This is a genomic window from uncultured Algimonas sp., from assembly GCF_947498175.1.
Lineage (GTDB): Bacteria > Pseudomonadota > Alphaproteobacteria > Caulobacterales > Maricaulaceae > Litorimonas.
Window position 1 is genome coordinate 43037 of sequence record NZ_CANMJB010000004.1, and the last position, 26844, is coordinate 69880.

The following is a 26844-nucleotide window of genomic DNA, read 5'->3' on the forward strand; positions in this document are numbered from 1 at the left end:
CCCCATACGCGGCGCCGTCACACTTAGCGTTGAATTAACGTGTCCCGGTGTAGCCCAGTCCCATGAACTCAATCATTGGCATCGTTCTTACCGTGATCTGCGTCTTCGGCGGCTACATGCTGGCGGGCGGGAAACTGGAAATCATCCTGCACTCCCTGCCATACGAGATGATGATCATCGGCGGCGCGGCCGTCGGCGCGTTCTTCTGCGCCAACGACATGCACACGGTCAAGGCGACGCTGGGCGATCTGGTCTCCGTCTTCAAGGGTCCGAAGTGGAAGCGTCAGGATTATGCCGACCTGCTCTGCCTGATGCACGAGCTGGTCCGGATCTCCGAGGAAAGCCCGGTCGAGATCGAAGGCCATATCGAAGATCCGGATAATTCCGATCTGTTCCAGAAATATCCGCGCATCCTGGCGTCGAAGGATTTCGTCGAACTGATCTGCGACACGATGCGGTCCATGCTGATGAACTTCGACAATGTGTACCAGGTCGAGGAGCTGCTCGACAAACAGCTCGAAACCATGAAGGAAGAGGGGCTGCACGGCAGCCATGCGCTGCGCAACATCGCCGACGCGCTGCCTGCGCTGGGCATCGTCGCCGCTGTCCTGGGCGTGATCAAGACGATGGCCTCGATCGACAAGCCGCCGGAAGTGCTGGGCGAAATGATCGGCGGTGCGCTGGTCGGGACGTTCCTCGGCGTGTTCCTGGCCTATAGTTTCGTTGGCCCGCTCGCCAACCGCATCAAGCAGATCCGCGACCAGGAAGCCTACTTTTATTCCCTGATGCGCGAAGTGCTGGTGTCCAGCCTGCACAAGAACGAAACCACGCTTTGCATAGAAGTCGCCCGGCGCAGTGCGCCGCATGGCTTCCGGCCCAGTTTTTCCGAAGTCGAAGATGCCATCAAGGCGCTCAAACAGGCGGCGTGAGACAGGACCGGCGCATATCGAACCGCCTTCTGGCAACCGGCCTGAGCGTTTTCGCGCTCGGGCTTTTGGCGTCCGGATCCCGCGCCTTTGCGGAAGATCCCGCCGAAGTCGTAGCGCCCGCCATCGAAAGCCGTGTGGACGGGGAAAATCGTGTCGACGGGCAGGTGGACAATCTGCGAAACCTGTTCGAAGCCGCCAGCCGGAACGGCCTGTTGCAAATGCGCGACGACATGGCACCGGCCAGCGCGGACTCCGAAGCGGGTTCGGCGGAACGCCTGCTGGGTCCCGCCCTGGATTGCACGCGGCTCGCGCCGCTGACCGGAGGCGGCCGGGACGGTTTCGCCACTGGCCTGTTCGCCGAACGTGCCACCGACGACCCGGACACGGCCGGTCTCGCACGGACCCTGGCCGACCTGATCGATCCGTCCTATGACGGCCGCCTTCTGGAACCGGATCTGCGGACCGCCGGCGATTGCGGACCGTCCTTCCTGCCGTGGCAGGTGCTGGCCGATCCGGGCCGCGACATCGGGGCGGGCGGCGAAGCCGACCTGACCGCCGCGCTGGCTCTGATGAACCCCCTTCTACGCCGCCCGCTCGGAGTTCAGATCGCCATCCGCGCCAACTTGTCCGGCAATGCCCGATTGATGCGGCGCGTCTCCGACACATTGATCGATGGGGGCCTGCACGGCCGGGCCCATCACGACCGCGATCCCGACCATGTGTTGCTCGACGCGATGCTGTTGCGGTCGCGCGATCCAGTCGGCGCCCGCGCGCGGCTGGCTTGGCTCGCCGAACGCGACGGCCCCGAACAGATGACCGCGCTCGACCTGATGCGCACGCTCGACGCCGCCCCGGCGGCGCGCTCGGAACTCAAACGCCTGTCGGACAGCCCCGATGCGGGTGTGCGCCTGAGCGCACAGCAACGCCTGTTGGCGACCGCGATCGAGGAGGCGGATATCGAACTGGTCGCCGAGATGGTGACGTCGCAGAACAATCTCTCCGAAGACGACCTCAGCCGGGAGCGTCTCGCCGCCCGTCTGGAAGAGGCGATAGAGACCGGCGATCCCCTGACGATCGTCCAGGCGCTGGACGTGATCGACCGTCTGGAAGCCAAAGGCGTTCGCTTCACGCCCGAACTCAAAGCCAAGGTCGCCGCACGGATCGCGCGACTGTCCGAGGATGTCGCCGTGGCACAAGCGGATTTCGCCGCCGCAAGTCTCCCCGTTTCCGCCAGGCCGGACAGGCTGAGCGGTCCTGAGCTGAACGACTATCTGGGCACGCTGTCGGACGACATGGATGCCTATCGGGAGGTGCTGAGCCGTGGATAACGCCATCTACACCATGATCACCCGCCAGTCGGGGCTGATGCGCGAATTTTCCAGCATCGCGAACAACGTCGCCAATATGGCCACGACCGGCTTCAAGGCCGAACATGGCGTGTTCTCGGAATATATCCGCGAGATCGAAGCCGCCGGAGACGCACCGCAAGGCGCGACGAGCCTGTCCATGGGACGTCTGGCCGGACACGCGACCGATCTGTCGGACGGCGTCCTGGCAGCCACGGGCGGCGAATTCGACATGGCTTTGACGGGAGAAGGATTCTTCCAGGTGCGCACGCCCGCCGGCGACCGCCTGACCCGCGCCGGGCATTTCATGCTGAACGCGGAGCGCAACCTCGTGGATGCGCAGGGCAATGCGGTGCTGGGCGCTGGCGGCGGCGAAATCAACATTCCGCAAGAGGTGGGCAATGTCTCCGTCGCGCGCGACGGCACGATATCCGCCGGCGGCATCGAATATGGCCGCGTCGGTGTCTTCACCGCGCCGGTCGGGGAGCTCCGCCGCGAAGGCGGCAATCTGTGGAGCGCGCAGACCGTCCGCCCCATCGAGACACCCGACATCGCGTCGGGGTTCCTGGAAGGCAGCAACGTCAATCCGGTGCTGGAAATGGCGCGCATGATCGAAGTGCAGCGACATTATGATGCCGGACAATCGCTCATGGACCTCGAACATGAACGCATTCGCAGTGTCGCCCGGGCGATGCGGTCATGATGCGACTGATCGACAAACAGGACTTTCACCCGAATAGGATCTAAAGCAGGAAAAGGGGGGCTTCAGGATGAACGCCTTGAAAATCGCGGCGACCGGAATGGCCGCACAGCAGATGCGCGTCGACGTCATCTCAAACAACATCGCCAATATGAGCACCACGGCCTATCAGCCGCGCGTCGCCGAATTCGCGGATCTCATCTACCAACAGTACCAGACGCCGGGCACGCTGACGTCCCAGACCGGATCGGTCGTGCCGGCCGGCATCCAGATCGGCATGGGCGTGCGCCCCACGACGGTGTCGATGGAGATCGTCCAGGGCGCGCTATCGCAGACGGGCGGCGATTTCGATCTGGCCATCGAGGGCAAGGGCTTCTTCGAAATCATCCAGCCCGACGGCGAGTCGGCCTTCACGCGCGACGGCAAGTTCTACATCGACGCCGAAGGGCTGCTGGTCAATTCGGACGGCAATGCGCTGGCCGACCAGATCACCGTCCCGACCGATGCGCAGCGTATCACCATCTCCAATGACGGCGAGGTCATGGCCTATTTCGGCGACGCGGTCGAAGGCCAGACGATCGGCAATATCTCGCTGACCGTGTTCGCCAACACCAAGGGTCTCGAGGCGCTGGGCGGCAATCTCTACCGCGAGACCGAAGCGTCCGGCGCACCCATCAACGGCGCGGCCGGCACGGAAGGGATCGGCATCATGCGCCAAGGCTATCTGGAAGATAGCGGCGTGGACGTGGTCGAGGAAATCTCCGAACTGATCGAAGCGCAGCGCGGCTACGAGCTGAACTCCAAGATCATCACGGCGGCGGACGAAATGTACGCCACCACGACGCGGCTGCGCTGATCATGGCCCGGTTTCTTCTTGTCATCGCCTTCGTGATCGGTCTCGCCGCCGCGCCGCAAGCCGTCATGGCCGCCGATGCGGACCAGTCCGTGACCACTCGTGCGTTGCAGCGCGGCGCGATCCTGCGCGAAGGCGACGTGTCCGGCCCCCATGCCGTGCAGGATTATGTCGGACTGGAGCTCGTGCGCTCCGTTCGCGCCGGGGCGGTCCTGTCGCCGCGCAACGTCCGCACGCCCTTGATGGTCAAGCGCAACGAAACCGTGACGCTGATCTACCGTCAGGGGCCGTTGACCATGGAAACCATGGGCCGCTCGCTCGGCGAAGGCTCCCAGGGCGACCGCATCTCCGTCATGAATACATCGTCGCGCAAGCGCATCACGGGCCGCATCGCCGGCGAAGGATTGGTCGAGGTCACGTCATGAAATCTGCAAGACCGATTATCCTGCTTGTCGGGGCCGGACTGCTATGCGCCTGCGGGACGACCGGCGCGCCGCAGCGTGCGGCTGCGCCCGTGCAGACCGCGCCGCTGGCCTATGCGGACCCTGTCATGGAGCCGGCCTTCGTTCCGGCCATGACGGCTTCGCTCTGGACAAACAGCCCGCAATCGCTGTTCGGCGACCGCCGCGCCCGCGGCCCGGGCGATATCCTGACGGTCAAGATCGATATCGACGACCGGGCCGAGATGCGCGCCTCCGTGGCGACGGACCGCCAAGCCAATGAAGGCTTCTCCGTGTCCAACCTGTTCGGTCTGAAAGGCGTGATCGAGGACATCCTGCCGAATGACGCGACACTGGATCCGGCCGTCGGCCTCAACCGCACCTCGAACGTGGACGGCAGCGGACGGCTGCGCCGCGGCGAAACCCTGTCGCTGACGCTCGCCGCACAGGTCGCGGAAATCACGCCGAACGGCGATCTCGTCATCATCGGCCGCCAGAACGTGCAGGTCGAAGGCGAAGCCCGCACCCTGTTCGTCTCCGGCATCGTCCGGCGCGAGGATATCAGCCGCCGCAACATCGTCACGCTCGACAAGATCGCCAACGCCCAGGTCGGTTACGACGGCAGCGGCGCAGTCGCGCGCACCACCCGCGACCGGGCCGGGACACGTATCCTGGACAAAGTCATCCCCTTCTAGGAGCCGCTTCGATGAAAGCCATCATCCTTCCCGTCGTCATGGCGGTCAGCGCGGCCGGCGGCGTCTTTGCGGCGGACATGATCCGCGGCGACGGCGGCCATTCTGCGCCGTCCGCCGATCATGCGAAGGCCGACGGCCATGACACGGACGGCCATGACACGAAGGACAAGGGTCATGCCAAGGCGGACCATGCCGGCAAGGGCCATGACGATGCGTCCGAATACAAGTCGGGCGGGAAGATGGATTTCATCAAGTTCAAGCGCCAATTCGTCGTGCCCGTCGTCAAGCAGGGCGAAATCGACGCGCTGGTTTTGCTGAACCTCGGTCTGGAAGTGCCCGACGACAAACGCGAGGCGATGTTCCGGATGGAACCTCGGTTCCGCGACGCGTTCATCCGCGAATTGCTGCAATTGTCGGATGACGGCTATTTCGACGAAGCCCTGACGTCGCCCGGCACATACGAGGTTCTGCGCGAAACCCTGACCCGTGCGGCGCAGGATATCAGCGAAGATGGTGTGTCGGGTGTCCTGATCCTGGATCTGTCGCGTCAGGACAATTAGGTGCGACTTCCGGAAAGCCTGTCGACGGCTAGCTGTCGTTAGCGGGTTCGGTCGGGTTCGGAGCGGCGGGCCCGGAATTGATCTGGCTGGACAGGAGATTGGCGATCCCTTCGAGGATCGTGTTGCTCTTCGCCTGCAGCTCCAACCCCGAAAAGGTCGCCAACTGTTCGACGAACTGCGTCGAGTCGAGCGGCTCCAACGGATCCTGGTTGCGGATCTGCGCCGTCAGAAGATTGAGGAACGTGTCGAAATCCTCGGCCCGCGACTGACTGCCGGACGTGGATGGGGGCGTGTTTCCAGCTGGTGTGCCGGCCGGACTGGCCGGGGCCGCAGGAGGTTTCTGCGTGGAATTGAGGAGGGGCGAAAAGTCCATCGGTTTGTTCCTTCGGCGTTCTCAGACCCGGATATGCAGACGGTCGGAGCCGCCGGTCCGGAGCCGTACGGGTTGCGATATCGCCAGAACCGGAGTCTCGGCTTCCCGCAACAGATGATCGTCGCCAGACCCGTTTCCGGTACCGTCCTCGCCGTCTTGCGCCTGTTGTTCGAATTGCGCGCCGAAATCGCGTGACTCGCCCAACTGCACATCGACCTTGGAACCCGAGCCCTGTTCCAGCGCGGCTGTGATCGTCGCCATGCGATCGGCCAGCGCGGCCCGCGCCGCATCGGTTTCCGGCGTCAGCGTCACGACCGTGCGGCCCTGGGTGTCGAACTGGTAGTCGAGCTGGATGCGGCCGAGTTCGGGCGGGTCGATCTGCAATGTCGCGCTTCTGGCCGACAGGGCCACGGCGACGACGGCTTGCGGGATCCGGTCCATCGGCACTGCGGCATTGGCCTGTGTCGTCTGGAGAATGGTGGCGGCGAGCCGTTCGCTCATGCCCGAAACGGGCGTCAACGGTACGAGCGAAACGGTCGTGATGCTGCTCGGCAGGAGAGCCGTTTCGCCGACGGAAATGAGAGAGCCTTGAGGGGCCTTGATGTCGGAGATGCGCAACTCGGTCATCCGCGTGGGATCATGAGGAATATCGGTTCCGATGTCCGGGGAGACGGGGCGCCCCCGTTGCGGCGCGTCCGCCTGTTCGGTGAAGCGGGCCGGTCCGGTTTCGGCGCGAAGCCCGGTCTGTGCGGCGTCGCTGCCAGATATGGCTTCATTCGACCGGTCGCCGGTCGGGACGTTTGTCGCGGCCGTGACGATATCGGTTCTCGCCTCTGCCGGACCGCCTTCGGCAGAGACCGGCGCGGTGGTCGGGACTGCCTTGGCAGGGTCTGACGCGGCGGAACGACTCGCCCCTACATCCTCAGCCGTCGCGGACAAGTCCGGCGTAGTCGGCAAAGCCGTATCGGGAGCATCGCTGGAAATCGTATGTGTTTCAGCCAAGTCCGCATCGCCGCCGTTTTCCACAAGAGCTGCAGCCGTTTCGTCTGTATTGTTCGGAACCGCTAGCGCAAGTTCATCCACCGGTATGAGGCCGGGTAATGGCGTTTCTGGCAAGGGTTCGATCGTGAGATGCGTCGCGTCCGGATCGGGTGCTTCGGCGAGCAGGAACGAAAGCGTCGCATCGTCCGATGGATCCGCAGCGAGGTCGCCGCCGGACTCATCGCCGGTTAAGGGTTCGATGTCCGAGCGCTCCTGTTCGGCAACTGCATCCTGGAAGCGTGTGTCGGATTGATCATTCTGCGGATTGGCCGGCGCTGCGCCGGGATTGTCGGATCGGGCCGCCGAATTCGGATTCCGGCCGGAAGATTGCGGTGCGAAGATCTGGGCCAGAGCTGACATGACATCCTCCATGGCCGAATATGGTTTACCGAGTGTTTACGCCCGTGCGGCATGATCGGCCCATGATTCCGAACGGCCTACCTCTTCCATCCGTCCCGTTGGCGACCACGCCGAGCCCAGCTCAGGCGGCACAGGCAAGCGCCGATGGTGCGTTGCGCGCCGTCGCCGAAGATTTCGAAGCCGCCTTCATCGCCCAGATGCTGACCCATTCGGGCCTGGCCGAGTCGATGACGTCTGGAGAGGGCAAGATGGCCGAGGCGTTCGGCAGCTTCTATGTCGAACAACTCGCCGAACGCCTCACCAATGCCGGCGGGTTCGGCATGGCCGACTCTATATATAGGCAGCTGGAGCGATATGCCGAACCCGGCACTCCGGCGACCGCAACCGATCCGAAAACCAATGGAGGCCCTTGATGACCGACGCCCGTATCATGACATTGCTCGACCGTATCGACCGGGCCTTGCTGGCCGAGATCGAAGTCGTTCAAGACGGCCGGTTCGACGAACTCCGCGCCGTGCAGGAAGAAACCGCCGCGGCGATGCGGGAACTGGACGGTTCGCGTGACGCCATGCGCGCGCCGGGTCTCGACAAGCCGGGCATCGAAGCTGCCATGGCGCGCATCCGCCAGCGGGCGGACCAGGCGCGCGGCCTGATCGGCGCGGCCATGCACGGGGCGCGCGACGCCCGCACCCGGCTCGAAGCGCTGATCCGCGCGGACGGCGACGTGGGCGCCTATGACCGCTCTGGCGGGCAGTTGCGGATGAAGGCGATCGGTTCGCCCTATAACAAAACCCTCTAGCTTCACCTCTTGTTAGGGTCCGGCCCCTATACGGACCGCATAGCTCAGGAGAGCGCCGATCGGGAAACCGGTCACTCGTCAGGACGACTTGGTCACCTTCGACTGCACCGCTTCATGGATATGAATGGGGGGCGCACCGAAGCCATTTCAACGCGGGAACCGTCCCGCTCATTAGGTGAAATCCAATGTCCAGTATCAATACAAACCTTGGTGCCATGGTGGCACTCGACACCCTCAAGGGTATCAACAGAAACCTCGGTCAGGTTCAAAACGAAATCTCGACCGGTAAAATGATCAACTCTGCGCGTGACAACGCCGCCATCTGGTCCATCGCCACAACGATGGAATCCGATGTCGACGGTTTCGAGCAGATTTCCAACTCGCTGAACCTCGGTTCCGCAACGGTTGGCGTGGCCCGTACGGCCGCCGAAGATGTCGTTTCGAACCTCAAGAGCATCCGTAACAACATCATTGCCGCTCAGGAAAACAACGTCGATCGCGCCAAGATCCAGACCGACATCGATGAGTCTGTGGCTCAGATCAAGTCGACCGTGGCCGGCGCCCAGTTCAACGGCGCAAACCTGCTCGATAGCAGCGGTTCCATCGACATCCTGTCGTCTCTGAACCGGTCCAGCGACGGCACGGTCACAGCCGCCAAGATCAATGTCGCCAAAGTCAACATGACGACCAATGAGACAGCCGTCACGGCAGGTGCGACTGTCACGGGTGATGGGCAGGCGATCTATGCAGCCTCGGGTCTGAACTCCAACCCATCCGGCGCAACAGCGATCACTGTCGCTGCCACTGCGGATGGCGGCAACACCACATACACCTTCTCGGTCAATGGTGCGGCAGATCCGATCGTCTATAATGCACAAGCCGGTCAGGATCAGGATGCCATCGCTACCGGTATCAAAGCCGCGATCGATGCGGCAGGCGTTACAGGTCTGACGACTGCGATCTCGGGCGGTAACGCGATCACCTTCTCGGGTACGGGCGACTTCTCCGTCACAGCCGGAACGACGACCGTGACCGAAACGCAAACGGTCGGCACACTGGCTGGCATCGACGATATCGATGTCACGTCGGATGCCAATGCCGCCACGGCTCTGACGAACATCGAAGGCTTCCTGAAGTCCGCGATCGACGCCGCCGCCGCGTTCGGTTCCAAGCAGAAGCGTCTGGAAAGCCAGAGCGACTTCGTCTCTTCCATCGGCGACAGCCTGAAGGCCGGTGTCTCGACACTCACGGACGCCAACCTGGAAGAAGCCTCGGCCCGTCTGCAGGCCCTGCAGGTCCAGCAGCAGCTGGGTGTCCAGGCCCTGTCGATCGCCAACCAGGCGCCGCAGGCCCTGCTCAGCCTGTTCCGATAGGATACGGCTTCGGTCAGGCCTCCCGCCTGACCGCCTAAGACTTTTCCTTCGGCCTTCCGGGCCGGGGGACCAGATGACGCCGGCGCGACTGAACCCGCGACGCACACGAACACACTTCGCCTGCACAGGATTTCGCAATGGCCCTCATGACCGCCCACGCCTTCAACGCACAAAGCGCATACGGCAATTCAGGGCGAGCCATCGGATCGGACCGCGACGTCGAAGTCCAGGTCTTCCGCACCGCCATTACCCGCCTCCGGCCCCTTGCCGGACCCGATTTCAAACTCGATGCCAGCTCCGCACCCGTCTTGGCTGACAATTTGCGCCTTTGGGACATGCTGGTCGTCGATCTGGCCCATCCCGACAATCCCATCGACACGGCCCTCAACGCCCAGCTTCTCGGTCTCGCCCGTTTCGTCCGCGCCCACACGCAGGGACTTTATGCCGGAACCGGGACGGTCGATGTTTTGATAGATATCAACACCGCCATACTCCAGGGCCTGATGGGCCAGACCGGTGATGCATCCGGCGCCAGCCAAGCCGCATAGGAATCCAGCATATGTCCGGACTGCTCATCAGCCTGAAACCGAACGAGAAATTCCTCGTCAACGGCGCGCTTCTGTCCAATGGGCCGAAACGCGGCCAGATCTGCGTGGAAGGCGAGGCCGTCAACGTGCTGCGCCTGTCCGACGTGATCCATCCCGACGATGTGCGCACGCCCGTGACCCGCCTTTACAGCGCGGTTCAGACTCTGTTGTCCGGCGACTGTACCGGCCCGGAAGCCAGCGACGCGATCGAGCAGCAATACCGAACGCTGGAAGACATTTTCGCCAATACGGATCTGTCCGAGACGCTGCTCAAATCCTACAAGGCGTGGGTCGATGGGCGGATCTATTCCGCGCTGTGCCGCCTCAAGCCTCTCATCCCGATCGAAGCCGAATTGCTCGGGCTCGCCCCAAAATCGCAGGAGCAGCCCGAAGCGCCGCTCCGTGCCGCTGCCGGGTAGGCATATGGCGATCCAACCCAGTATCGTCGGCACCGACCTGCCCGGCTATCTGTTCCTGAAAGCGACGCAGGACCGTCAGCAGACGGCGTTCGAGAAATCCACCGAAGTCAAACGCGACGTCGAGACCCTTCGCGAGAAACTGGCCCAGCCCTTCAAGCTCGACGAGCTGATGGGCGACCGCTCGCTGCTGCGGCCGGTGCTGCAAAGCTTCGGGCTGGAAGAGGAATTGGACAAGGGCGCTTTCGTCCGCCGCATCATCCAGGAAGGTCCGGACGATCCCAAAGGTTTCGCCCGCCGCCTCAACAATGCCGACTATCTGGAACTGTCGCAGGCCTTCAAGGCCGACACGGAAGGCCAGATCCGTCTCAGCCACGGCCAGATCGAAGACATCGTCGAAAACTACAAAGAGCGCGCTTTCCAGATCGCGGTCGGCGAACAGGATCAGGACATGCGGCTGGCGCTGAACTTCGAAAAGGAAGTCAGCGACCTTGCCGCGGACAGCAGTTCCGACAAGGCCTTCTGGTTCAAGGTCATCGGCAACGCGCCGTTGATGGAAGTCTTCAAATCCGCATTGATCGTGCCGGACGGGCTGGCCAATCTCGATGTCGACAAGCAGGCGGACTATCTGCAGGAGCGCGCCGAGAAAGTGATCGGCGACGATCCGCGCGCGGTGCTGGCGACGAAAGAGGGCGTGGAAACCACGATCCGCAAATTCCTCGTCCAGAACCAGATCGCAAACGGCCCCAGCGCCCTGACACCGGGTGCCAGTGCGCTGACCCTGTTGGGCGCGGGCGGCGGTCTCGGATCGCAGAGCCTGTTCGGCCTGTTGCTGTCCAACGCCTAGGGCGCACGCGACGAAGTCATCACGTTATGGCGGTTTCCAACGCCTCGAAGCTTTCCGCAACGCTCGGCCGTCCGGATTCGGACAGGAAAGTTTCGATTTTCGCATGGCACTGCACGGCCTTGTCGAGCACCGGATCCGTTCCGGCGACATAAAGCCCTGACTGGACCATCAGCCGCCCGTCTTCATAAGCCCGGATGAGGCCGCGTCCACGCGACAGGACGGCATTTTCCTCTTCCGTTGCGGCGTCCGGCAGAGAGCGCGAGACGCTCCGCCCGATATCGATGGCTGGATAGCGGCCGGCTTCGGCGATGGCGCGGTCCATGATGACATGGCCGTCGAGAATGCCGCGCACCGTATCGGCGACGGGCTCTTCCATGTCCGACCCCTGAACCAGCACTGAAAAGACCGCCGTGATGTCGCCGGTCGTGCCCTCGGGGCCGGGCCCGGCCCGTTCGCACAGACCGGCCAGAGCAGGGAATGTGGATGGCGGATAGGCGCGCAAGGCGGGCGTCTCGCCCACGGATAGCGCCACCTCTCTATGGGCCTGGGCGAACCGGGTCAGGCTGTCGAACAGGAACAGCACATGCCGGCCCTGGTCGCGGAAGCTTTCCGCCGTTGCCATGGCCAGGCGCGCGGCCCGCAGCTTGGCGGCGGGCGGCTGGTCGGAGGTCGCGGCGAAGACGACCGTGTTGCGCATGGCTTCGGGGCCGACCACGTCCTGGACGAAGCTCCTGACCTCGCGACCGCGTTCGCCGATCAGGGCGATGACGGTCACGTCGGCGCTGCCGTCCTGATCCGCGCGGCCCGTGCTGCGTGCCAGCCCGCCCAGCAGCGAGGTCTTGCCGACACCGGATCCAGCGAACAGTCCGATCCGTTGCCCGCGGCAGAGCGGCAGGAAAGTGTCGAGTGCGCCGTAGCCCGTGCAAAGCCGTCCGCCGAGCGTGCGTCGGTGACCGGCGGCGGGCGGCGGGGCGTTCAGGTCGGCGGCGATCGGGCCGGGTCGCGGCCGGTTGCCGAACGCATCGCGCCCGTCATAATCCAGAACCTTGCCGAGCCAGTCCGGGCCGGGCTGCAGCGCCGTATCGGGGACGAGATCGGCGCGCATGCCCGAAGTCAGCCCTTGGCCGGAGCCGTAGAGCGCGACCGTCAGCTTTTCGCCGTCATCGGCGATGACGTCGCCGCGGCGGCCACCTTCGATCATGAGGCTCGCCCCGATGCCCGCCCGGCCGCACAGGCCGGCGACTTCGACCGTCTGGCCGGCGCAGGACAGGACGCGCCCCGAATGAGTGACCATCGGGGGTAGGGGCCGCTGGAAGGCGTCGGTCAGCGCGGCGAATGTCTTGTCCGATGTCGGCATGGGCGCTCATGAGGGCGGGCGGCACGGACCGTTACAGGTCTGTTAACCATCTGTTGAACCTTCTGCCCTAATCCTCAACACAGCATTAACGCCCTTTGCAAGGATTGCAGTCATGGCGCACCCGGTTTCGATTCTGGACTTGTCGTCCACCATGGCCCGCCACGCGGCCACGCGGCACTCCCTGATCTCCCAGAACATCGCCAATGCGGACACGCCCGGCTACAAGGCGCGCGACGTCGCTGACTTTGCCGACGTCATGAAAGCCAAGACCCTGTCGGGGTCCGAAGCGTCCATCGATCCGTTGGCCGTCATGAACCGCGCTGCGCTCGGGTCGCCCAACGGAAACACGGTCAGCCTCGAAGAGGAATTGATGCGCGGCGCCAAGGCGCAGCAGGATCACGAAATGGCGGTGTCCCTCTACCGTTCCACCTTGACCATGATGAAAACGGCGGTCGGCAAGAACCTCTAGCCGGACCTTAATGAACGCTCGCACGACAGGATTTCGCGCCGATGATCGACCCCATTTCCCAGACCATGAACGCCGCCGCCGCCGGCATGCGCGCCCAGTCGCAGCGCCTCTCGGTCGCGTCCGAGAACCTGTCCAACGCCGATACGCATGGCTATAAGCGCAAGACGCTGAGCTTCACCGAACAGATGGACGGCACGAACGGGACTTCCACGGTCGGTGTCTCGCGACCGCAGCTCGACCGTTCCCAAGGCGAGATGATCTTCGATCCCAACCACCCGCTTGCCAATGAGCAGGGTATGGTGGAGTCGTCCAATGTCGACATGATCATCGAGATGGCGGATGCGCGCGAAGCCAATCGCAGTTTCGAGGCCAACCTGACCACTTTCAAACAGGCAGGCGAAATGTATCGCGGTCTGCTCGGGCTTCTGAGGTAGTCATCATGGATATCACCTCGAACTCCGCCGCCCTCTCCGGCGCGGCCCGCCATTACGGCACCGCCAAGCGCGTCACGGCGCCCAACCCGGCCGAAGGGGCCGCGAACCAGAGCGATGGCGGCATGGTCGCCAAGGGCGTGGAAAGCTTCTCCGACGTCTTGAAAACGGTTGAGACCACGACCCACCAATATGCCGCCGGGGCGACCGACGCCCAATCCGTCGTCGAAGCCTTGGCCAATGCCGAAATGGCGCTGGAGACGGCCGTGACGGTGCGCAACCGCGTGGTCGAAGCCTATCAGGAACTCTTGCGAATGCCGATCTGATGGCTGCCGGGGGGCGCTCACATGGATGAATTCGGCGTTCTTTCGCTGCTACGCGAAGCGCTCTGGGCGACCGCGCTCATGGCCATGCCCTTGCTGATCTCGGCACTGGTCGTCGGGCTGATCGTCGGTCTGGTGCAGGCTCTGACCTCGATCCAGGAAATGACGCTGACTTTCGTGCCGAAGCTCGCCGCCATGCTGGTCGTGCTGTTCCTGACGCTCGGTTTCATGACGAATATCTGCCTGTCGCTGTTCGACAACCAGGTCCTGCCCGCCATCGTCGGCGGATAGGCTCGAAACAAGGAAAGGGCTGGGGAGCCTGATGAATTCACGGGGTGCAACGGTCGGCCTTGCCGTCGGTCTGATGGCGATCATCGTCATGATGATCCTGCCCATGCCCGCATGGGTGTTGGACATGGGCGTGGCGGCGTCGTTCGCCTTCGCCATCCTGATCTTCACCATGACGTTGTTCGTGGAAAAGCCGCTGGACTTCTCCGCCTTCGCCTCGGTTCTCCTCGCCTCGCTGCTGCTGCGTCTTTCGCTCAACGTGTCTTCGACCAAGCTGATCATCGGGCAGGGCCACACCGGCACGGACGCCGCCGGGTCGATCATCGAAGGCTTCGCCATGTTCGTGATGGGCGGCAATATCGCGATCGGGCTGATCGTGTTCTCCGTGCTGGTGATCGTCAATTTCATGGTCATCACCAAGGGTGCGGGCCGCATGGCCGAAGTCGGCGCACGGTTCGCGCTCGATGCCATGCCCGGCAAGCAGATGGCGATCGACGCCGACCTCGCAGCCGGAGCCATCTCCCATCAGGAAGCGTCTGCGCGGCGCGAACGCGAACAGGAAGAAACCGCCTTCCTCGGCAGCCTCGACGGCGTGTCGAAATTCATGAAGGGCGACGCCATCGCCGGCATTCTCATCACCTTGCTCAATCTGTTCGCCGGCATGGCGATCGGCGTCGGCGTGCACGGCCTGTCCTTCGGGCAGGCAATTTCCAACTACGCCATCCTGACCGTGGGCGACGGCCTCGTCAGCCAGATTCCGGCCGTCATCATCTCGGTCGCAGCGGGCCTGCTATTGTCGCGCGGGCGCGGCGACGGCGCGGTCGATCTGGCGCTATTGGACCAGTTCGGACGCCATCCGGCCGCGCTCGCAGCCGTGGCCGGGATCATGGTCGTCTTCGCTGCCTTCCCGGGCTTGCCATTGGTTCCGTTTCTGATCGGCGCGATCGGCCTGGGCATCGCCGCCTTCCTGAGCTGGCAGAAAGGCCAACTCGACCGGAAGAAGGATGCCGAAGACGCCAACGCGCAAGCCCCTGTCGCGGAACCGAGCCTGGGCGATATGCTGGATCTGGACGAACTGTCCGTGGAACTGTCGCGCGATCTGGTCGCGACCGTCATGGATACGGGGTTCGGCGTGGACAAAAGGGTGCAGAAGATCCGCAAATACGTCGCCACGCAATATGGTTTCATCCTGCCGCCGATCCGGCTGTCGGACGATGCCGCCCTGCCGCGGCACAGCTACCGCCTCCGCCTGCACGGAGCCGACATGGCGACGCAGACGCTGATGGCCGACAGGAAGCTGGCTCTGATCGAAGCAGGCGAACATCCGCACATTCCCGGCGACGCGACGCAGGAGCCGGTCTTCAAGGCGCCGGCGCGCTGGGTCGATGTGGATCATGAGAACGAACTCACCTTGCTGGGCATCACCACGGTCGCGCCGGTCGAGGTGCTGGCGACGCATCTGCTGGAAGTGATCCAGGACAATCTGCCCGCCTTGATGACCCGACGCGCCCTGCGCGAAACGCTGGATGCCTTCAAGAACGTGACGGAAGGCGAACGGGCCGACGGCAATCGCCGCCTGATGGAGGAATTCTTCCCCGACAAGGCACCGGTCGAATTGCTGCATTCGGTCATGCGGCTGTTGCTCGAAGAGCGGATTTCGGTGCGCAATCTTCCATTGCTGCTGGAGACGGTCGCGGACGGCAAGTCCGCCAATCTCAATGCCGAAGCGATCACGGATGTCGCGCGCCAGAGGCTGTCGCGCCATTTCGTCGGCCAGTACCGCAACGATAACGGACAATTGCCGATCATCCGCATCGGCGACAACTGGGCAGCCCGGCTGGGCGAGCGCGAAACGCGCGACGAAACTGGCCGGGCCGACATCGCCCTGTCGCCGGACGAGTTCAATCAGTTTGCCCACGATGTGCGCGCACAGCTCGACACGGCCGCGCGTTCGGGCAGCTACGCCGTCATCGCCGCGCCCGGCCATTGGCGGCGCTTCATCCGTTCCGTGCTGAAGACGAAAGGGGTCAAGAACCCCGTCCTATCTTATGCGGAAATCGCCGCAAACGAGAAACCGCTCATTCTCGGATCGGCGTAACCGCTCGTGGGTGGGGCCGGGGAACTGCTCGTCGCGCTGGCCGAGGCCTTCGGACCGCTAGTCGAACTCGTCTGGCCAATCTTCGGGCTGTTCGCGCGCCTGTCGCTCTTTTTCATGCTGGTGCCGGTGATCGGGGAACGCGCCGTCCCGGCGCGCATCCGGATCGGCTTTGCGATCATGACGACGTTCCTGCTCTATCCGGTCTTGCAGGAGGATCTCCTCGCCCTGCGCGATGCCGGGGTGGTGCAGTTGGTCGCAACCGAGGCATTGACCGGCTTTGTGCTCGGTTTCGCGCTGCGTCTGGCCGTTCACGCGCTGCAGATATTGGGCATGGTGGTGTCGCAGTCCCTGTCCCTGTCACAGCCGCTTGGCGAAGGGATCGCCTCGGAACCCAACACGACCATCAGCACGATGCTGATGCTGGCAGGGGTGACGCTGCTCGTCTCGATGAATTTGCATGTCGCCCTGATCGGCGTCTTGGCGGACAGTTTCGCCACCATGCCGCTGGGGACCGCGCTGGACCTGCAGGCCTCGGCCAGCTGGTTGACCCAGATCACGGTCGGGCTGCTGCGCTTTTGCCTGTCGCTGGCGCTGCCTTTCGTCATCCTCAACTTCGCCTACAACCTGATCCTGGGTTTTCTGAACCGGGCGATGCCGCAGCTTCTCGTCTCCTTCGTGGGCCTGCCCGGCATGACGCTGGCCGGGTTGTTCCTGCTGGTCATCTGCGCCGGTGCCATGATGACGGGCTGGGTGGAGATGTTCGTCTCCCTCATGGCGGAGGCAGGTTGAGATGTCCGAAGACAATGACAGCGGCCAGGAAAAGAGTTTCGAAGCTACGCAGGGCAAGATCGACGAGGCCCGCAGGAAAGGGGATGTCGCCAAGTCTTCGGAAATCGCCTCCGTCGCCCTCTATGCGGGGCTGGCCATTTCAGTCATGACATTGGGCGGCACGGTCGGGATGCAGATGCTGTCCCGTCTGTCGGGATTGCTCGAATATCCGGAACGCGCGAGCGAACTGGTGCTGGAAGGCGGCGCTGGGGCAGACCTCCTCGGATCGGTTGCACTTGTCCTGGTGCCGATCCTGCTGATCATGATGGCCTCCGTCCTCGCCGCATTGGCCGTGCAGCGCAGCATCATCTTCGCACCCGACAAGATAATGCCGAAACTGTCCAAGATCAGCCCGATCTCCAACGCCAAACAGAAATACGGACGCGACGGCATGGCGGAATTCGCCAAGCGTGCCGTCAAACTGATCATCATCTGCGTGGCGGCCGGCGCCTATCTGATCCGTCTGGCCGGGGACGTCAGCAACGAGATCGGTCGACCAGAAGGTTATCTGTTCTCCAAGCTGGCCGGGGAGAGCCTGTTGCTGCTGGGTTGGATGATCGCGGCGACCTGCTTGATCGCGGCGGTCGACATGCCGTTCGCGCAATGGTCGCACCTGCTAAAGCTGCGCATGACCCGCGAAGAGGTGAAGGACGAAAACAAGAAGAACGAGGGCGATCCTCTGATGAAGAGCCAGCGCCGCGCCAAGGCGCGCGAGATCGCCAACAGCACAATGCTCGCCGATGTCGCGACGGCCAACGTCGTCATCGTCAACCCGACGCACTATTCGGTCGCGCTGCGTTGGAACCGCGAAGCGGGCGGTGCGCCGGTCTGTGTGGCCAAGGGCGTGGACAGCCTCGCCTTCGCCATCCGCGAACGCGCGAAGGCGCATGGCGTGCTGATCCATTCCGACCCGCCATGCGCCCGCGCCGTCCATGCGACCGTGGAAGTCGGCGCGGAAATCCGGCCAGAACATTACGCGGCCGTCGCCTCGGCCATCCATCTGGCCGAAACGCTGTCGCGCAAAGGGGATTACTAGGCCGTGTCGGTCCGGCGCATCCTGTCGCTTAAGCGCGCCTCGATCCGTTCGCGCATCGACGCGGTCGCGGCCAAGGAGGCGGCGCTGACGCAGCGCATCGCGTCGCTGAACGGCCAAAGCGACGGATTGGGCGTCGGGGAGGCCGGATCCGATTTCCAGGTCGCCGCCATGACCATGAGCCGCGCGCGCGCAATCGCTGTGCGGCTGGACGCGCAGCGAACGAAGCTGCGCGCGCAGCGCACCGGATTGGCGCGCGAATTGCTGTCGCTGGATGTCGCGGACAGGACGCTCGCCGACGAAGAGGCCAAAGCCGCCCGGTTGGCCGCCTCGCGCGCCGCCGACAGAGCCTAGCCGCGCGCGGCGCAAACGCCTATCAGGCGGTGTGCCGACCCGATCGCCCCGCCCGCCCAGACCCGAGTCACCGCGCCTGCCGGCTGCGCAATTCTGGGGACTGGTCGTCGCCGTCTTCATGATGATGCAGCTGCCTTTCGTGCGGCTTCCGGTGCTGTTCCTGTCCACTTGGGCGCATGAACTCGGACACGGTCTCGGCGCGCTGATGACAGGCGGGCGGTTTCTGGAACTGACCGTCTATCCTGACTTCTCCGGCGTTGCGCTGACGCAGACATATGGCGTCGTCTCGCGCGCGGCGGTCATCATCGTCGGCCTGATAGGGCCGAGCGTGCTCGGTGTGTTGATGATCGGGCTGACCCGGGGGCTGGGGCGCTACAGGCTGGCGATGATGGGGCTGTCGGCCCTGTTGGCAACATCGCTGATCTGGGCGGCGGATCTCTTCACGTTCGCCGCGGTCGGTGCAGGAGCGCTGTTGACGGGTCTAGTGGGGTGGATGCTGCCGGACCGGGCATTGCTCTATGTCGCCTATATCCTCGCCATCGCGCTCTGCCTCAGCGCACTGACGGGCTTCGGCTATTTCTTCATCGGCAACGCCGAAGTGGCGGGGGCCGAATACCGGTCCGATACGGGCGTGCTCGCCGATCTGTGGGGCGGGCCGTATTGGCTTTGGGGCGGCCTGCTGGCCTTGCTGTCGGTCGGTCTTCTGGCCGTCGGGGTGATCGCCTCCGACCGGTTGGCGCGGCAGCGCTGAACTTCTATCGTCTCGGTTTGGAAGAGCCGAAGATCTTGCGCCAGCGCGACTGCACCCGGTCCGTGCCCGCATCGACCGACCGTCCGACTTCGCGCGCCGCGTCGCCGATGCTGTCGCCGACCGCGTCCAGCGTCGGATCGATGCGCTTGGCCTTCCAGCGCCGGACGCTGCGCCAGATCGTGAACCACAGGCCCAGCAACAGGCCGATGAACACAATGTTGAACCAGGGGATCAGCATCGCATCCGGCCCGGTGACGCGGCGGAAAGACGTCGCATTGGGATAGACGGAGAACATTTTGATGCGCCAGCCATAATGGCGCACCGCAACCCATGTGTCGTCCTCGCGCGCCAGGCTTTGCGCATCCGCCGTCAGGTCGCCGCTATCGAACTTGAAATAGGGCGGGAAGCCCCAGCCCGTATCCTCATTGCGGTAGACGCGGGCGCGTCCGGTCTCCGTCCGGGCGTTGATGAAGCGCACGTCGCGCGTACCGCCTTCGACCGTGCCGATGTCCGCGCGGTCCCAGAACGGCGCGCTTGAGCCGACATCGATGCGTTTGACTTCGGTCCCGACGATCTGAACCACGTCCCGGTCGGGAAGGTAGTAGTTGAGCAGCACGGCGCCGACGGTGAACAGCAACAACGCCGGCAAATGTCTGAGATATTTCATGACAGTCTCCTCGGTCTATCCGTACTGGGCCAGCCAGACCAGAAAGGTCGCGAGCGCACCGGGGATGGCATAGACGAACAGGAACAGCTTCGGACGCAGGGAGCGGCTGTAATCGGTCATTCCGCGCGCGACATATTCGTCCTCGGTCCCGGTACGGCGCAACAGGTCCGTTCCGGCCTCGTATTCGTCCCGCAGACGTGCGCGTTCGCGCCAGCGGCTCCATTGGCTGAGCGCGATATAGACCACGGTCAGGATCGCGAAAATGATGACGATGCCGCGTATCAGTCCGATCATCGGCGTTTCCCCTTCTTGCGCTTCTTGCCGCTATCCTTCTGGCGCTTGTCGTAGGCGCGGCGCTGCTTGGAACGGTGGCGCCAATCATCGTCGTCGCGGTCGTCGTCATCGTCATCGCCGCGCCCGGCCCAGCCGCGGCTTTCCGCCCAGGGATTGGCGCGCCGGGCCTTGCGGTCACCGCGCGAACGACGGCGGCGTTCCGGTTCTTCCTCCATGCTTGGTTCGCGCCCGAACAGGGCTTCACGCGCGCCCGCCTTGTCCATCGCATATTCCTCTTCCAGGAATTGCACGACGAAAGCGCGCTTGCTCTCCGACCAGCCGCGATAGGCGTCGTAGAAGAGTGGCTTGTGGCAGATGTAGAGCTGGCGGAAATCGAGCCGTGACAGATCGGTCAGCAGCATGTTGACCAGATCGCGGTCGCGGTGGCTTGATCCGCGCAGCGCGTAGAAGAAGGCCGGATGGTCGGGGCCGAGCTTGGGCACGCGCCCGCCCATCGAGGCCCAACGCCACACATCCATCAGCCCGTCATATTCCGGCGGGAGTTTCTTGGCGTAACGGCGTTCCAGCTGGCGCATGTTGCGCCGTGACAGGCCGTCAAGATCGTGCCCGGCCTCGGCGGCCGTCATGGCGACGATGAAGTCCATCTTCTGGCGGATGATCAACGCGCTGTCCTGATTGGGCCGCTGCACGATCAGTTCGGTCAGCCCCTCGGCATAAAGCCAGTCGGACATCTCCGCGCGCTGATCGAAGGTCAGGACTTGTGCGATGTCCAGCTCGCGCAGGCCCGGCACCTCTTCGCGCGCGATCACGGTCGGGGTGTCCGCGTCGCGGAACACATAGACACCGCCCAGATGGGTCGTGAAATAGTTGCCCTGCGTGAAAACCTGATTGTCCAGCTTTACCGGGTTGCGCTGGATGTCGCCGGTGCGCTTGGCCAACTCAATCATGTCGGCGATCAGAACGTCGTCCCACCAGGCATCCGGCTCGGCCATGAAACGATCGATCCGTTCGGACAGCTGGCCTGCTTCCTTGACGTGGCTCTGCGTCGTGTCGGCCGACACCTCGATCCGGTTGATGTCTAGCAGGTCCGCCGGATCGTCGATCTTGAACACGGAGTCCAGAAGTTCGCCCGCCACCGCTTCGCGCGCCGTCAGGGCGAAGAGCTGATCCTCGTTATCGTCCATGTAGCGCCGCAGGATCGACCGCGAGGTCGAGAATTTCGACCCCAGCAACGGCGCCGTCTTCTGATCTGTGCTCAGCAGGATGAACATCTGGTTCGCGCCGTGCGGGTTGAGGTAGTAGTCATCCCCGAACTCGTCCGCGATCTCCGGCGAAAACCCGGCAATGTCGATGTGAAAGTCCGGCAACTCCGTTCGCCGCCCGATCAGATGCTCCAGCGCGCGGTTATAGCGTTCGACCATGGCCGGGCTGCGCACCTCGAAGAGGTTGCCATACATGAGGCCGGCTCTGACGAGGCGCATCATGGGAGAGGCTTTCGCAAGCCGCTTGGATCGCACAATCGAGTTGTGCGATGACGGAAATAAAGGGGCCGCCACTCTGTATATTTTCTGTCATAGCACAGCTTGACTGTGCCATCCCTCTGTCCGAGGCCGTCCACATGAGTATGCGTTTCGGCTTCTGCTACATGATGGCGTCGGGTTATCACGGAACGATCTATCTGGGCATGACCTCGGACCTTCCCTACCGCGTCTGGGAACAAAAATCCAAAGCCGACCCTGACAGTTTCACGGCGAGATATGACTGCAACCGGCTCGTCTGGTACGAACGCTACGACCTCGTCATCGATGCCATCGCGCGGGAAAAACAGATCAAGCACTGGAAGCGCGCGTGGAAGACCGCCTTGATCGAAGAGCTCAATCCGCGCTGGGACGACCTGCCGCTGGACTGGACGATTTATGAGCGGTGATCGAAAGCTGCATGGATTGCGAGGTCTTAGCGCAAGGCGATGATATAAACGCATGCCATGACGCTCCCTTTTTCCGTCATGGCACGACTTGATCGTGCCATCCATGCGGCTTGCAGGATCGCCTGCGTCGGAGTCAGACGCGAGCAGGGGGATGGCACAGTCGAGCTGTGCCATGACGGAAGAGAGGTGTGTGGGGGCTGGGCTCACCCTTTCCCCTCCAAGTAACGCCGTTTCGCTTCCTCCATCCGCTCCATCTCGCGGACCGCATTCTCGATCGCCACTTCGTCGCTCTTGTCGGCGTACCGAAACTCGCTGTCGGCGTAGCGGTTGATTTCCTGGATGACCATGTCGACCGTGATCTCGCTGGCGAGGTCGGCGATCATGGCTTTCTTGGTCTCGTAGTCCTTACGCAGGAACAGCTCCGGATCCTCCATCCATTCGTCGGGCAGTTCGAAGTCCATGGCGCGGACCTTGATGGCGTCGGTGATGTTCTTGACGGCACGGCCGGTGAAGCGCGGGTCGGCGGCCTGGATGGCTTTCAGGTAGGTGCCGAGTTCGGCGATGGTGTCGAGCTTGCCATGCGATTTCGTAACCCTATCGAACACGGCTTCGAGCGCTTCTTCCTTGGGGCGAGCATAGCTCTCATAGCTGGCCGCGACGGCCTTCTTGATTTCCTGCGCTTCGAACAGGTCGTGGTCGCCGACCGGAATATCGTGGTTCTTGCCCATCAGCAGATGAAGGATGTCGATATAGTCTTCGCGCGTCTGCGGGCCGTCCACGAGGAAGCGCGCGGACGCGCGCTGGCGAAGCGCGTCGTCCACCTTCTCCGGATAGTTGGAGAACATGCCGAAGGTGCAGTTGCCGCGCACCACCGTGTTGGCCCCGGCGAAGCTCTCCATCAGGACCGCCGTGATCTCCAGCTGGCCTGCACTGCTCTGCCGGTCGCCGCGAATACCGGCCAGCTGGTCGATATCGTCGATGGTCCCGAAGCCGATCACGGCGGGGTCGATGATCTGGCGGATGAAAGCCTTGGCGTTCTGCGCCGATTTGCCTTGATAGGAGTCGATGCTTTCCGTCGAAAGATTGGCGTAACGGAACGGATAGTCCGCCACCGCACAGTAATCGTTGATCAGCCCCGCCATCATCTGGATCAGAATCGTCTTGCCGGTCCCGGGCAGGCCGTCGCCCATGAAGGTGAAAATGAACCCGCCCAACTCCGCGAACGGGTTCAGCCGCCGGTCGAAATCATAAGCCATCAGCATCTTGGACAGCTTCATCGCCTGGTATTTGGCGATATGGTTGCCCACGACCTCGTGCGGCTTCTTGAAGTCCATGGTCAGGGTGGTGGACCGCGCTCGACTGGCGGCTTCGAAGCCGCGGATTTCGAAGTCGTCTTCCTCCACGCGGTAGGCGACCGACGTGAACGCCTCCAGTCGCGGAAGGTTCGCGGCGCGCATCTGGGCGCGGTCGAGCAGTTGCTCGAGGAAGGCCGTGACGGTCGGGACCAGCTTGTCCTCGCTGTCGGCGAAGAGGGCGAGCGTCTGGTCGAGCTCCCACAGCGCGCCGGAAAGCGCCGTCTGCGCATTGTCGGTCAGCACTTCCTCCACGTCGCCCACATCGACGGACAGTTCAGATGTCTCGTGCAAGGACGACAGGAGGTAGCTCGCCATGTTCGCGAAGACGTGCAGGGCGATGACCGATCCGGCGGCGAGGCCTTCGTTGAACTCGGACTTGCGCACCTCGGGCAGGCGGCCTTCCAGATTGTCCTTCATCAAAGCCGACAGGCCGGTCGCGTCGGAGTATTGGTCCACGACGGCCAGCGCGGTCGCCAGCGCGCGCCTGAGCGCGTGCAGTACACCCGCCTGCACCGGGCTGGTCAGCGCATCGTCGGGCGTGGTGGCTTCGACGCGCGCGATCAGGTTCACGCCTTCGGCGCGCGCCGTGCTCTGCGTCACCAGTCCGGGCGTGGTGGACCGGAAGCGGCGGCGACCCGGCAAGCCGGCGGACTTGCCAGGCGCGGGCGAAACGTCGCGGGCCTTGGCCAGACGCGGCGTATGGTCGAACCCGTCCAGCAGCGATTGCGCGGCCGGAATCTTGTCCGCGATCGCGCTCTCTTTCAATTCCATCAGGTCGGACGGTTCGGACATGGCTTCCTATCTGTAGCTGAGGATGGTGTCGTTGCGGCCGACGACATATTTGCGCACGCCGTCGAACCGCTCGGAATATTTCTCTTCCAGCACCTGGTAGGCACGGTGGGGCAGGATCAGGGCGCGGTCGATGCGGGTATAGCCGTCCGTCTTGCCGTCCAGCCCGTAGGCGTCGAGCGTGTAGACCTGCCGCCAAGCCGCGTTAAAAATGCCGGTCTTGACCCATTCCTGACCTTCGGACAGCAGCGTCTCGACTGTCCAGGCAAGCGACCAGTCGAGTCCCGGAGGGCTGTCGGCTTCGGCCAGCACGTCGCGGATCGGGCCGTGCTGTTCGGTGAAGGCATGGCTGTGCATGGGCCCCAGATGGAACCGCCGCAGGCTCTTGGGGGCCAGGTCGCGGAAATCCGTATCGAACCCCTTGGCGATGGTCAGCAGTTTCAGCTCTGACACGGCTTGGGCCATCAGCGCGTCCTGCACGCGCGGCCAGCGGCGTTCATCCTGCGGCAGGGCGCGGCTGCCCGTATCGTCCACCTTCATCAGGTAGACGACCGGGATGTTGGTCTTGGAATCATAGACCGCCCAGTGAAGAATGTAGCGGCGTTTCTTCTTCTTGATGTCCTTGCCGACCCAGACGGCCTGCGGATGGTTCTGCGACAGGAAGAGCGGCTGGCCGTCCAACGTTTCGTAATAGATGCGCTGCGCCATGGCGTATTGCAGGTCGATGGGTGCGGTCTGTTCGGACAGGATGTGGTTGACCATGTCCTTCTTCAACCGGTCCTGTTCGGGCAGCGACCCGAGGTGCAACTTGGCCTGTCTGGCATCGGTCGCGAGCTGGATCAGTTCGGAAAAGACGGGAAAGCCGCTCTCCGTCTTGTCGAGGCTCATCTTGCCCGACCCCGACGCCCGGTTGGTCATCAGATATTTGTAGGACAGGGCCGTGAAGCTGTTCGACAGGTCGGACAGGTACTGGCCGAGAATGTCGCCTTCGGTCTTGCCGATCTGGCGTTCTTCGACGGACAGGCGCGTAACGGAGCGCATATGTCCGATGATACGTTCGAATTTAGCGAAATAGCGCCGCGCCGCCCGCGCATTGTCCAGGACGCGGTGTTCGTAGGTGAGGTCGAATTTGGGTGCGGCCATCTAGAGCGCACCCAGCCGCGTCGGAGTCGGTTTGCTCGCTGGATGCCCGCATGTGGGGGGAAGAGCGAAGTCGAAACAGGTCATCGGGACAGGCCGCTCTAGGACGCCTCCCCATATGCGTTCGCATCATGCTTCTCGACGATCGCCTCGAACCGGCGGGCGAAGCGCTCATCGGCCTTGGCTTTCTCTTCCAGCACCTTCCGGGCGAAGACGATATGGTCCTCATGGGCTTCCATCATTTCGGCCATCTTGTTGTTCGTCGCCGAGCCGATGGCGGCCATGGCCACCTGGGCTTCCTGATCGGTCGCGACACCGATTTCGTTGATCTTGTGCGCGACATCCTGCTGCTGCGCGGTCTTCAGCGACTTGGACAGCGCATCATAGAGCACGACCCGCTGCTTGGTGTCGGTCTGGAGCTTGTTGAGCAAGACCATCTGCGTGGCGATCTGGTTCTGCAAGCTATCCATCCAGGTCTTGCCCTTCTCGATATAGCGTTCCAGCGTCTGGGACTCCGATAGCTTGACCTGTTCGAGTTGGGCTAGCTCGTTATGGCGCGAATTGACTTCCGCCAGCTCGGACTCCAGCCGGGCACGTTCCTTGGCGTCGGTCGCGACCGACAGCTTGTTTTCCAGCTCGATGATCTGCGGGTCCAGCGCGGTGATCTCGGTCTTGATCTGCTCCAAACTCTCCACGGCGGCCTCGCGGTCGGCCAGCGTCTTCTGCAGATTGCCCTCGACCTGCGTCTTGTGGCGGCCCAGCTCGTTCAGCTGTTCCTGCAGCATGGCCTGTATGGTGTTGGACTTGGCGATCAGATCCTGCAGCTTGTCTTCGATGGTGGCGGCGCGGATACGCTCGCTGCGCAAGGATTCCGAGCGCTGCTTGGAAAAGATGCCGACGAACTTCTCCCAGCCGGTCTTGTTGCGCATCGCGTCGAAATCCTTGGAGAACCCGGACGTCACATCGTCCAGCCCCATGATCAGCTCGGCGATGTTGGCGTTCATCAACTCCGTATGCGCATGGACATCGTCGAGTGAGGCGGTTTCAAGGTCGAGCGAGATATCCGTTCCCTTCGCCATCTTGGATCGGGCCGTGTCGATGCGCGAGGACAGTTCGGCGATCCGGCTCTGCGCTTCGGCGACTTCCTTTTTGGATTGTTCGATTTGAGCGTCGAATGTCGGCATGATCGGTCGTCTCCGTCTCTTGAGTTTGAATCCTTATAACAACATAGCTGGGGATTGTCTTATCGCTATTCAATAAATATTCGAGCGGAATGCGTTCTTTCGGCGATCGGCCGCCTGAAATTGCCGGTTTCACCGGACATCCGAGCTCAACGTCGATCGCTAGGTTGCGTTACACCCATACACATTTCCAGATTTAATCTAGAAGTAACTCGGTGATCCTACAGGGGCTCTCCATGT

General features: G+C 63.2%; 32 protein-coding genes. 23 read left to right on the forward strand and 9 right to left on the reverse strand.

Translation table 11 applies throughout. The features are described from left to right. The first annotated feature begins 62 nt into the window (after positions 1-62). The 7 genes from motA to Q0718_RS07225 all read left to right on the forward strand — a co-directional run bounded on the left by motA (position 63) and on the right by Q0718_RS07225 (position 5523). Positions 63-929 carry a flagellar motor stator protein MotA gene (gene motA / locus Q0718_RS07195; protein WP_298915612.1) on the forward strand — a complete coding sequence of 289 codons (867 nt, stop codon included), beginning with the start codon at positions 63-65 and terminating at the stop codon, positions 927-929. Beyond that, positions 926-2257 (forward strand): hypothetical protein, encoded by a 1332-nt coding sequence (locus Q0718_RS07200; protein WP_298915615.1) that lies wholly within the window; start codon positions 926-928, stop codon positions 2255-2257. The genes motA and Q0718_RS07200 overlap by 4 nt, the downstream gene beginning before the upstream one ends. Beyond that, positions 2250-2978: a flagellar hook-basal body complex protein gene (locus Q0718_RS07205; RefSeq protein WP_298915618.1), complete on the forward strand. Its 729-nt coding sequence runs from the start codon at positions 2250-2252 to the stop codon at positions 2976-2978. Before Q0718_RS07200 ends, Q0718_RS07205 begins: the two co-directional genes overlap by 8 nt. A 67-nt stretch (positions 2979-3045) precedes the next feature. Further along, a complete protein-coding gene (gene flgG / locus Q0718_RS07210) occupies positions 3046-3831 on the forward strand; it encodes a flagellar basal-body rod protein FlgG (RefSeq protein ID WP_298915621.1) in 786 nt (261 codons plus the stop codon). 2 nt (positions 3832-3833) lie between these two features. Beyond that, entirely contained in the window at positions 3834-4253 is a 420-nt protein-coding gene (gene flgA / locus Q0718_RS07215; RefSeq protein ID WP_298915624.1) for a flagellar basal body P-ring formation chaperone FlgA, read from the forward strand. Next, a complete protein-coding gene (locus Q0718_RS07220; protein ID WP_298915627.1) occupies positions 4250-4963 on the forward strand; it encodes a flagellar basal body L-ring protein FlgH in 714 nt (237 codons plus the stop codon). Before flgA ends, Q0718_RS07220 begins: the two co-directional genes overlap by 4 nt. A gap of 11 nt (positions 4964-4974) precedes the next feature. Further along, complete coding sequence (locus tag Q0718_RS07225; protein ID WP_298915630.1) at positions 4975-5523, forward strand: flagellar basal body-associated FliL family protein; 549 nt, start codon at positions 4975-4977, stop codon at positions 5521-5523. A gap of 28 nt (positions 5524-5551) precedes the next feature. On the opposite strand, the gene Q0718_RS07230 is transcribed toward Q0718_RS07225, so the two are convergent. Next, positions 5552-5896: a flagellar hook capping FlgD N-terminal domain-containing protein gene (locus Q0718_RS07230; RefSeq protein WP_298915633.1), complete on the reverse strand. Its 345-nt coding sequence runs from the start codon at positions 5894-5896 to the stop codon at positions 5552-5554. A 21-nt stretch (positions 5897-5917) separates the two neighbouring features. Further along, on the reverse strand, positions 5918-7297 hold the full coding sequence (locus tag Q0718_RS07235; protein ID WP_298915636.1) for a flagellar hook-length control protein FliK: 1380 nt from the start codon (positions 7295-7297) through the stop codon (positions 5918-5920). A 62-nt stretch (positions 7298-7359) separates the two neighbouring features. Here Q0718_RS07235 and Q0718_RS07240 point away from each other — a divergent pair, with 62 nt between their 5' ends. The 6 genes from Q0718_RS07240 to Q0718_RS07265 all read left to right on the forward strand — a co-directional run bounded on the left by Q0718_RS07240 (position 7360) and on the right by Q0718_RS07265 (position 11319). Then, positions 7360-7710: a rod-binding protein gene (locus Q0718_RS07240; RefSeq protein ID WP_298915639.1), complete on the forward strand. Its 351-nt coding sequence runs from the start codon at positions 7360-7362 to the stop codon at positions 7708-7710. After that, the gene (locus Q0718_RS07245) at positions 7710-8096 is read left to right on the forward strand and encodes a hypothetical protein (RefSeq protein ID WP_298915642.1); all 387 of its coding nucleotides are present in this window, start codon (positions 7710-7712) and stop codon (positions 8094-8096) included. Before Q0718_RS07240 ends, Q0718_RS07245 begins: the two co-directional genes overlap by 1 nt. 185 nt (positions 8097-8281) lie before the next feature. After that, positions 8282-9469, forward strand: coding sequence for a flagellin (locus tag Q0718_RS07250; RefSeq protein WP_298915645.1), 1188 nt, complete (start codon positions 8282-8284; stop codon positions 9467-9469). A 137-nt stretch (positions 9470-9606) separates the two neighbouring features. Beyond that, a complete protein-coding gene (locus Q0718_RS07255; RefSeq protein WP_298915648.1) occupies positions 9607-10017 on the forward strand; it encodes a flagellar biosynthesis regulator FlaF in 411 nt (136 codons plus the stop codon). Between the two features lie 11 nt (positions 10018-10028). Then, positions 10029-10475 (forward strand): flagellar biosynthesis repressor FlbT, encoded by a 447-nt coding sequence (locus Q0718_RS07260; RefSeq protein ID WP_298915651.1) that lies wholly within the window; start codon positions 10029-10031, stop codon positions 10473-10475. Between the two features lie 4 nt (positions 10476-10479). Further along, positions 10480-11319 (forward strand): DUF1217 domain-containing protein, encoded by an 840-nt coding sequence (locus Q0718_RS07265; protein ID WP_298915653.1) that lies wholly within the window; start codon positions 10480-10482, stop codon positions 11317-11319. 19 nt (positions 11320-11338) lie between these two features. Here the strand turns inward: Q0718_RS07265 and fliI are convergent, their stop codons facing one another. Continuing rightward, positions 11339-12676 (reverse strand): flagellum-specific ATP synthase FliI, encoded by a 1338-nt coding sequence (gene fliI, locus Q0718_RS07270; RefSeq protein WP_298915656.1) that lies wholly within the window; start codon positions 12674-12676, stop codon positions 11339-11341. A 112-nt stretch (positions 12677-12788) separates the two neighbouring features. On the opposite strand from fliI, the gene Q0718_RS07275 reads away from it, so the two are divergent. The 9 genes from Q0718_RS07275 to Q0718_RS07315 are packed head-to-tail and all read left to right on the forward strand — an operon-like array spanning position 12789 to position 19251. Next, positions 12789-13145 carry a flagellar basal body protein gene (locus Q0718_RS07275; protein ID WP_298915659.1) on the forward strand — a complete coding sequence of 119 codons (357 nt, stop codon included), beginning with the start codon at positions 12789-12791 and terminating at the stop codon, positions 13143-13145. Between the two features lie 41 nt (positions 13146-13186). Continuing rightward, positions 13187-13579, forward strand: a complete 393-nt coding sequence (locus tag Q0718_RS07280; RefSeq protein WP_298915662.1) for a flagellar basal body rod C-terminal domain-containing protein — start codon at positions 13187-13189, stop codon at positions 13577-13579. Between the two features lie 5 nt (positions 13580-13584). Next, positions 13585-13902: a flagellar hook-basal body complex protein FliE gene (locus tag Q0718_RS07285; RefSeq protein ID WP_298915664.1), complete on the forward strand. Its 318-nt coding sequence runs from the start codon at positions 13585-13587 to the stop codon at positions 13900-13902. Between the two features lie 21 nt (positions 13903-13923). Continuing rightward, positions 13924-14190, forward strand: a complete 267-nt coding sequence (locus tag Q0718_RS07290; protein WP_298915667.1) for a flagellar biosynthetic protein FliQ — start codon at positions 13924-13926, stop codon at positions 14188-14190. Between the two features lie 31 nt (positions 14191-14221). Then, on the forward strand, positions 14222-16285 hold the full coding sequence (locus Q0718_RS07295) for a flagellar biosynthesis protein FlhA (RefSeq protein WP_298915670.1): 2064 nt from the start codon (positions 14222-14224) through the stop codon (positions 16283-16285). Between the two features lie 6 nt (positions 16286-16291). Then, positions 16292-17074 carry a flagellar biosynthetic protein FliR gene (locus Q0718_RS07300; protein WP_298915673.1) on the forward strand — a complete coding sequence of 261 codons (783 nt, stop codon included), beginning with the start codon at positions 16292-16294 and terminating at the stop codon, positions 17072-17074. 1 nt (position 17075) lies between these two features. After that, positions 17076-18149, forward strand: a complete 1074-nt coding sequence (locus tag Q0718_RS07305; protein WP_298915676.1) for a flagellar type III secretion system protein FlhB — start codon at positions 17076-17078, stop codon at positions 18147-18149. 3 nt (positions 18150-18152) lie between these two features. Further along, positions 18153-18500 (forward strand): hypothetical protein, encoded by a 348-nt coding sequence (locus Q0718_RS07310; protein ID WP_298915679.1) that lies wholly within the window; start codon positions 18153-18155, stop codon positions 18498-18500. A 31-nt stretch (positions 18501-18531) separates the two neighbouring features. Beyond that, positions 18532-19251 (forward strand): M50 family metallopeptidase, encoded by a 720-nt coding sequence (locus Q0718_RS07315; RefSeq protein ID WP_298915682.1) that lies wholly within the window; start codon positions 18532-18534, stop codon positions 19249-19251. A 4-nt stretch (positions 19252-19255) separates the two neighbouring features. Here the strand turns inward: Q0718_RS07315 and Q0718_RS07320 are convergent, their stop codons facing one another. The 3 genes from Q0718_RS07320 to Q0718_RS07330 are packed head-to-tail and all read right to left on the reverse strand — an operon-like array spanning position 19256 to position 21696. Then, a complete protein-coding gene (locus Q0718_RS07320) occupies positions 19256-19918 on the reverse strand; it encodes a DUF1523 family protein (RefSeq protein WP_298915685.1) in 663 nt (220 codons plus the stop codon). A 15-nt stretch (positions 19919-19933) separates the two neighbouring features. Beyond that, the gene (locus Q0718_RS07325; RefSeq protein ID WP_298915688.1) at positions 19934-20212 is read right to left on the reverse strand and encodes a hypothetical protein; all 279 of its coding nucleotides are present in this window, start codon (positions 20210-20212) and stop codon (positions 19934-19936) included. Next, the gene (locus Q0718_RS07330) at positions 20209-21696 is read right to left on the reverse strand and encodes a DUF6638 family protein (protein ID WP_298915690.1); all 1488 of its coding nucleotides are present in this window, start codon (positions 21694-21696) and stop codon (positions 20209-20211) included. Before Q0718_RS07330 ends, Q0718_RS07325 begins: the two co-directional genes overlap by 4 nt. 134 nt (positions 21697-21830) lie before the next feature. Here Q0718_RS07330 and Q0718_RS07335 point away from each other — a divergent pair, with 134 nt between their 5' ends. Further along, positions 21831-22139 carry a GIY-YIG nuclease family protein gene (locus Q0718_RS07335; RefSeq protein ID WP_298915692.1) on the forward strand — a complete coding sequence of 103 codons (309 nt, stop codon included), beginning with the start codon at positions 21831-21833 and terminating at the stop codon, positions 22137-22139. Between the two features lie 203 nt (positions 22140-22342). Here the strand turns inward: Q0718_RS07335 and Q0718_RS07340 are convergent, their stop codons facing one another. The 3 genes from Q0718_RS07340 to Q0718_RS07350 form a co-directional block, all read right to left on the reverse strand. Next, a complete protein-coding gene (locus Q0718_RS07340; RefSeq protein WP_298915695.1) occupies positions 22343-24286 on the reverse strand; it encodes an ATP-binding protein in 1944 nt (647 codons plus the stop codon). Positions 24287-24292: 6 nt separating this feature from the next. Next, entirely contained in the window at positions 24293-25426 is a 1134-nt protein-coding gene (locus Q0718_RS07345) for a hypothetical protein (protein WP_298915698.1), read from the reverse strand. 98 nt (positions 25427-25524) lie between these two features. Further along, positions 25525-26607, reverse strand: coding sequence for a hypothetical protein (locus Q0718_RS07350; protein ID WP_298915701.1), 1083 nt, complete (start codon positions 26605-26607; stop codon positions 25525-25527). Positions 26608-26844 lie beyond the last annotated feature (237 nt).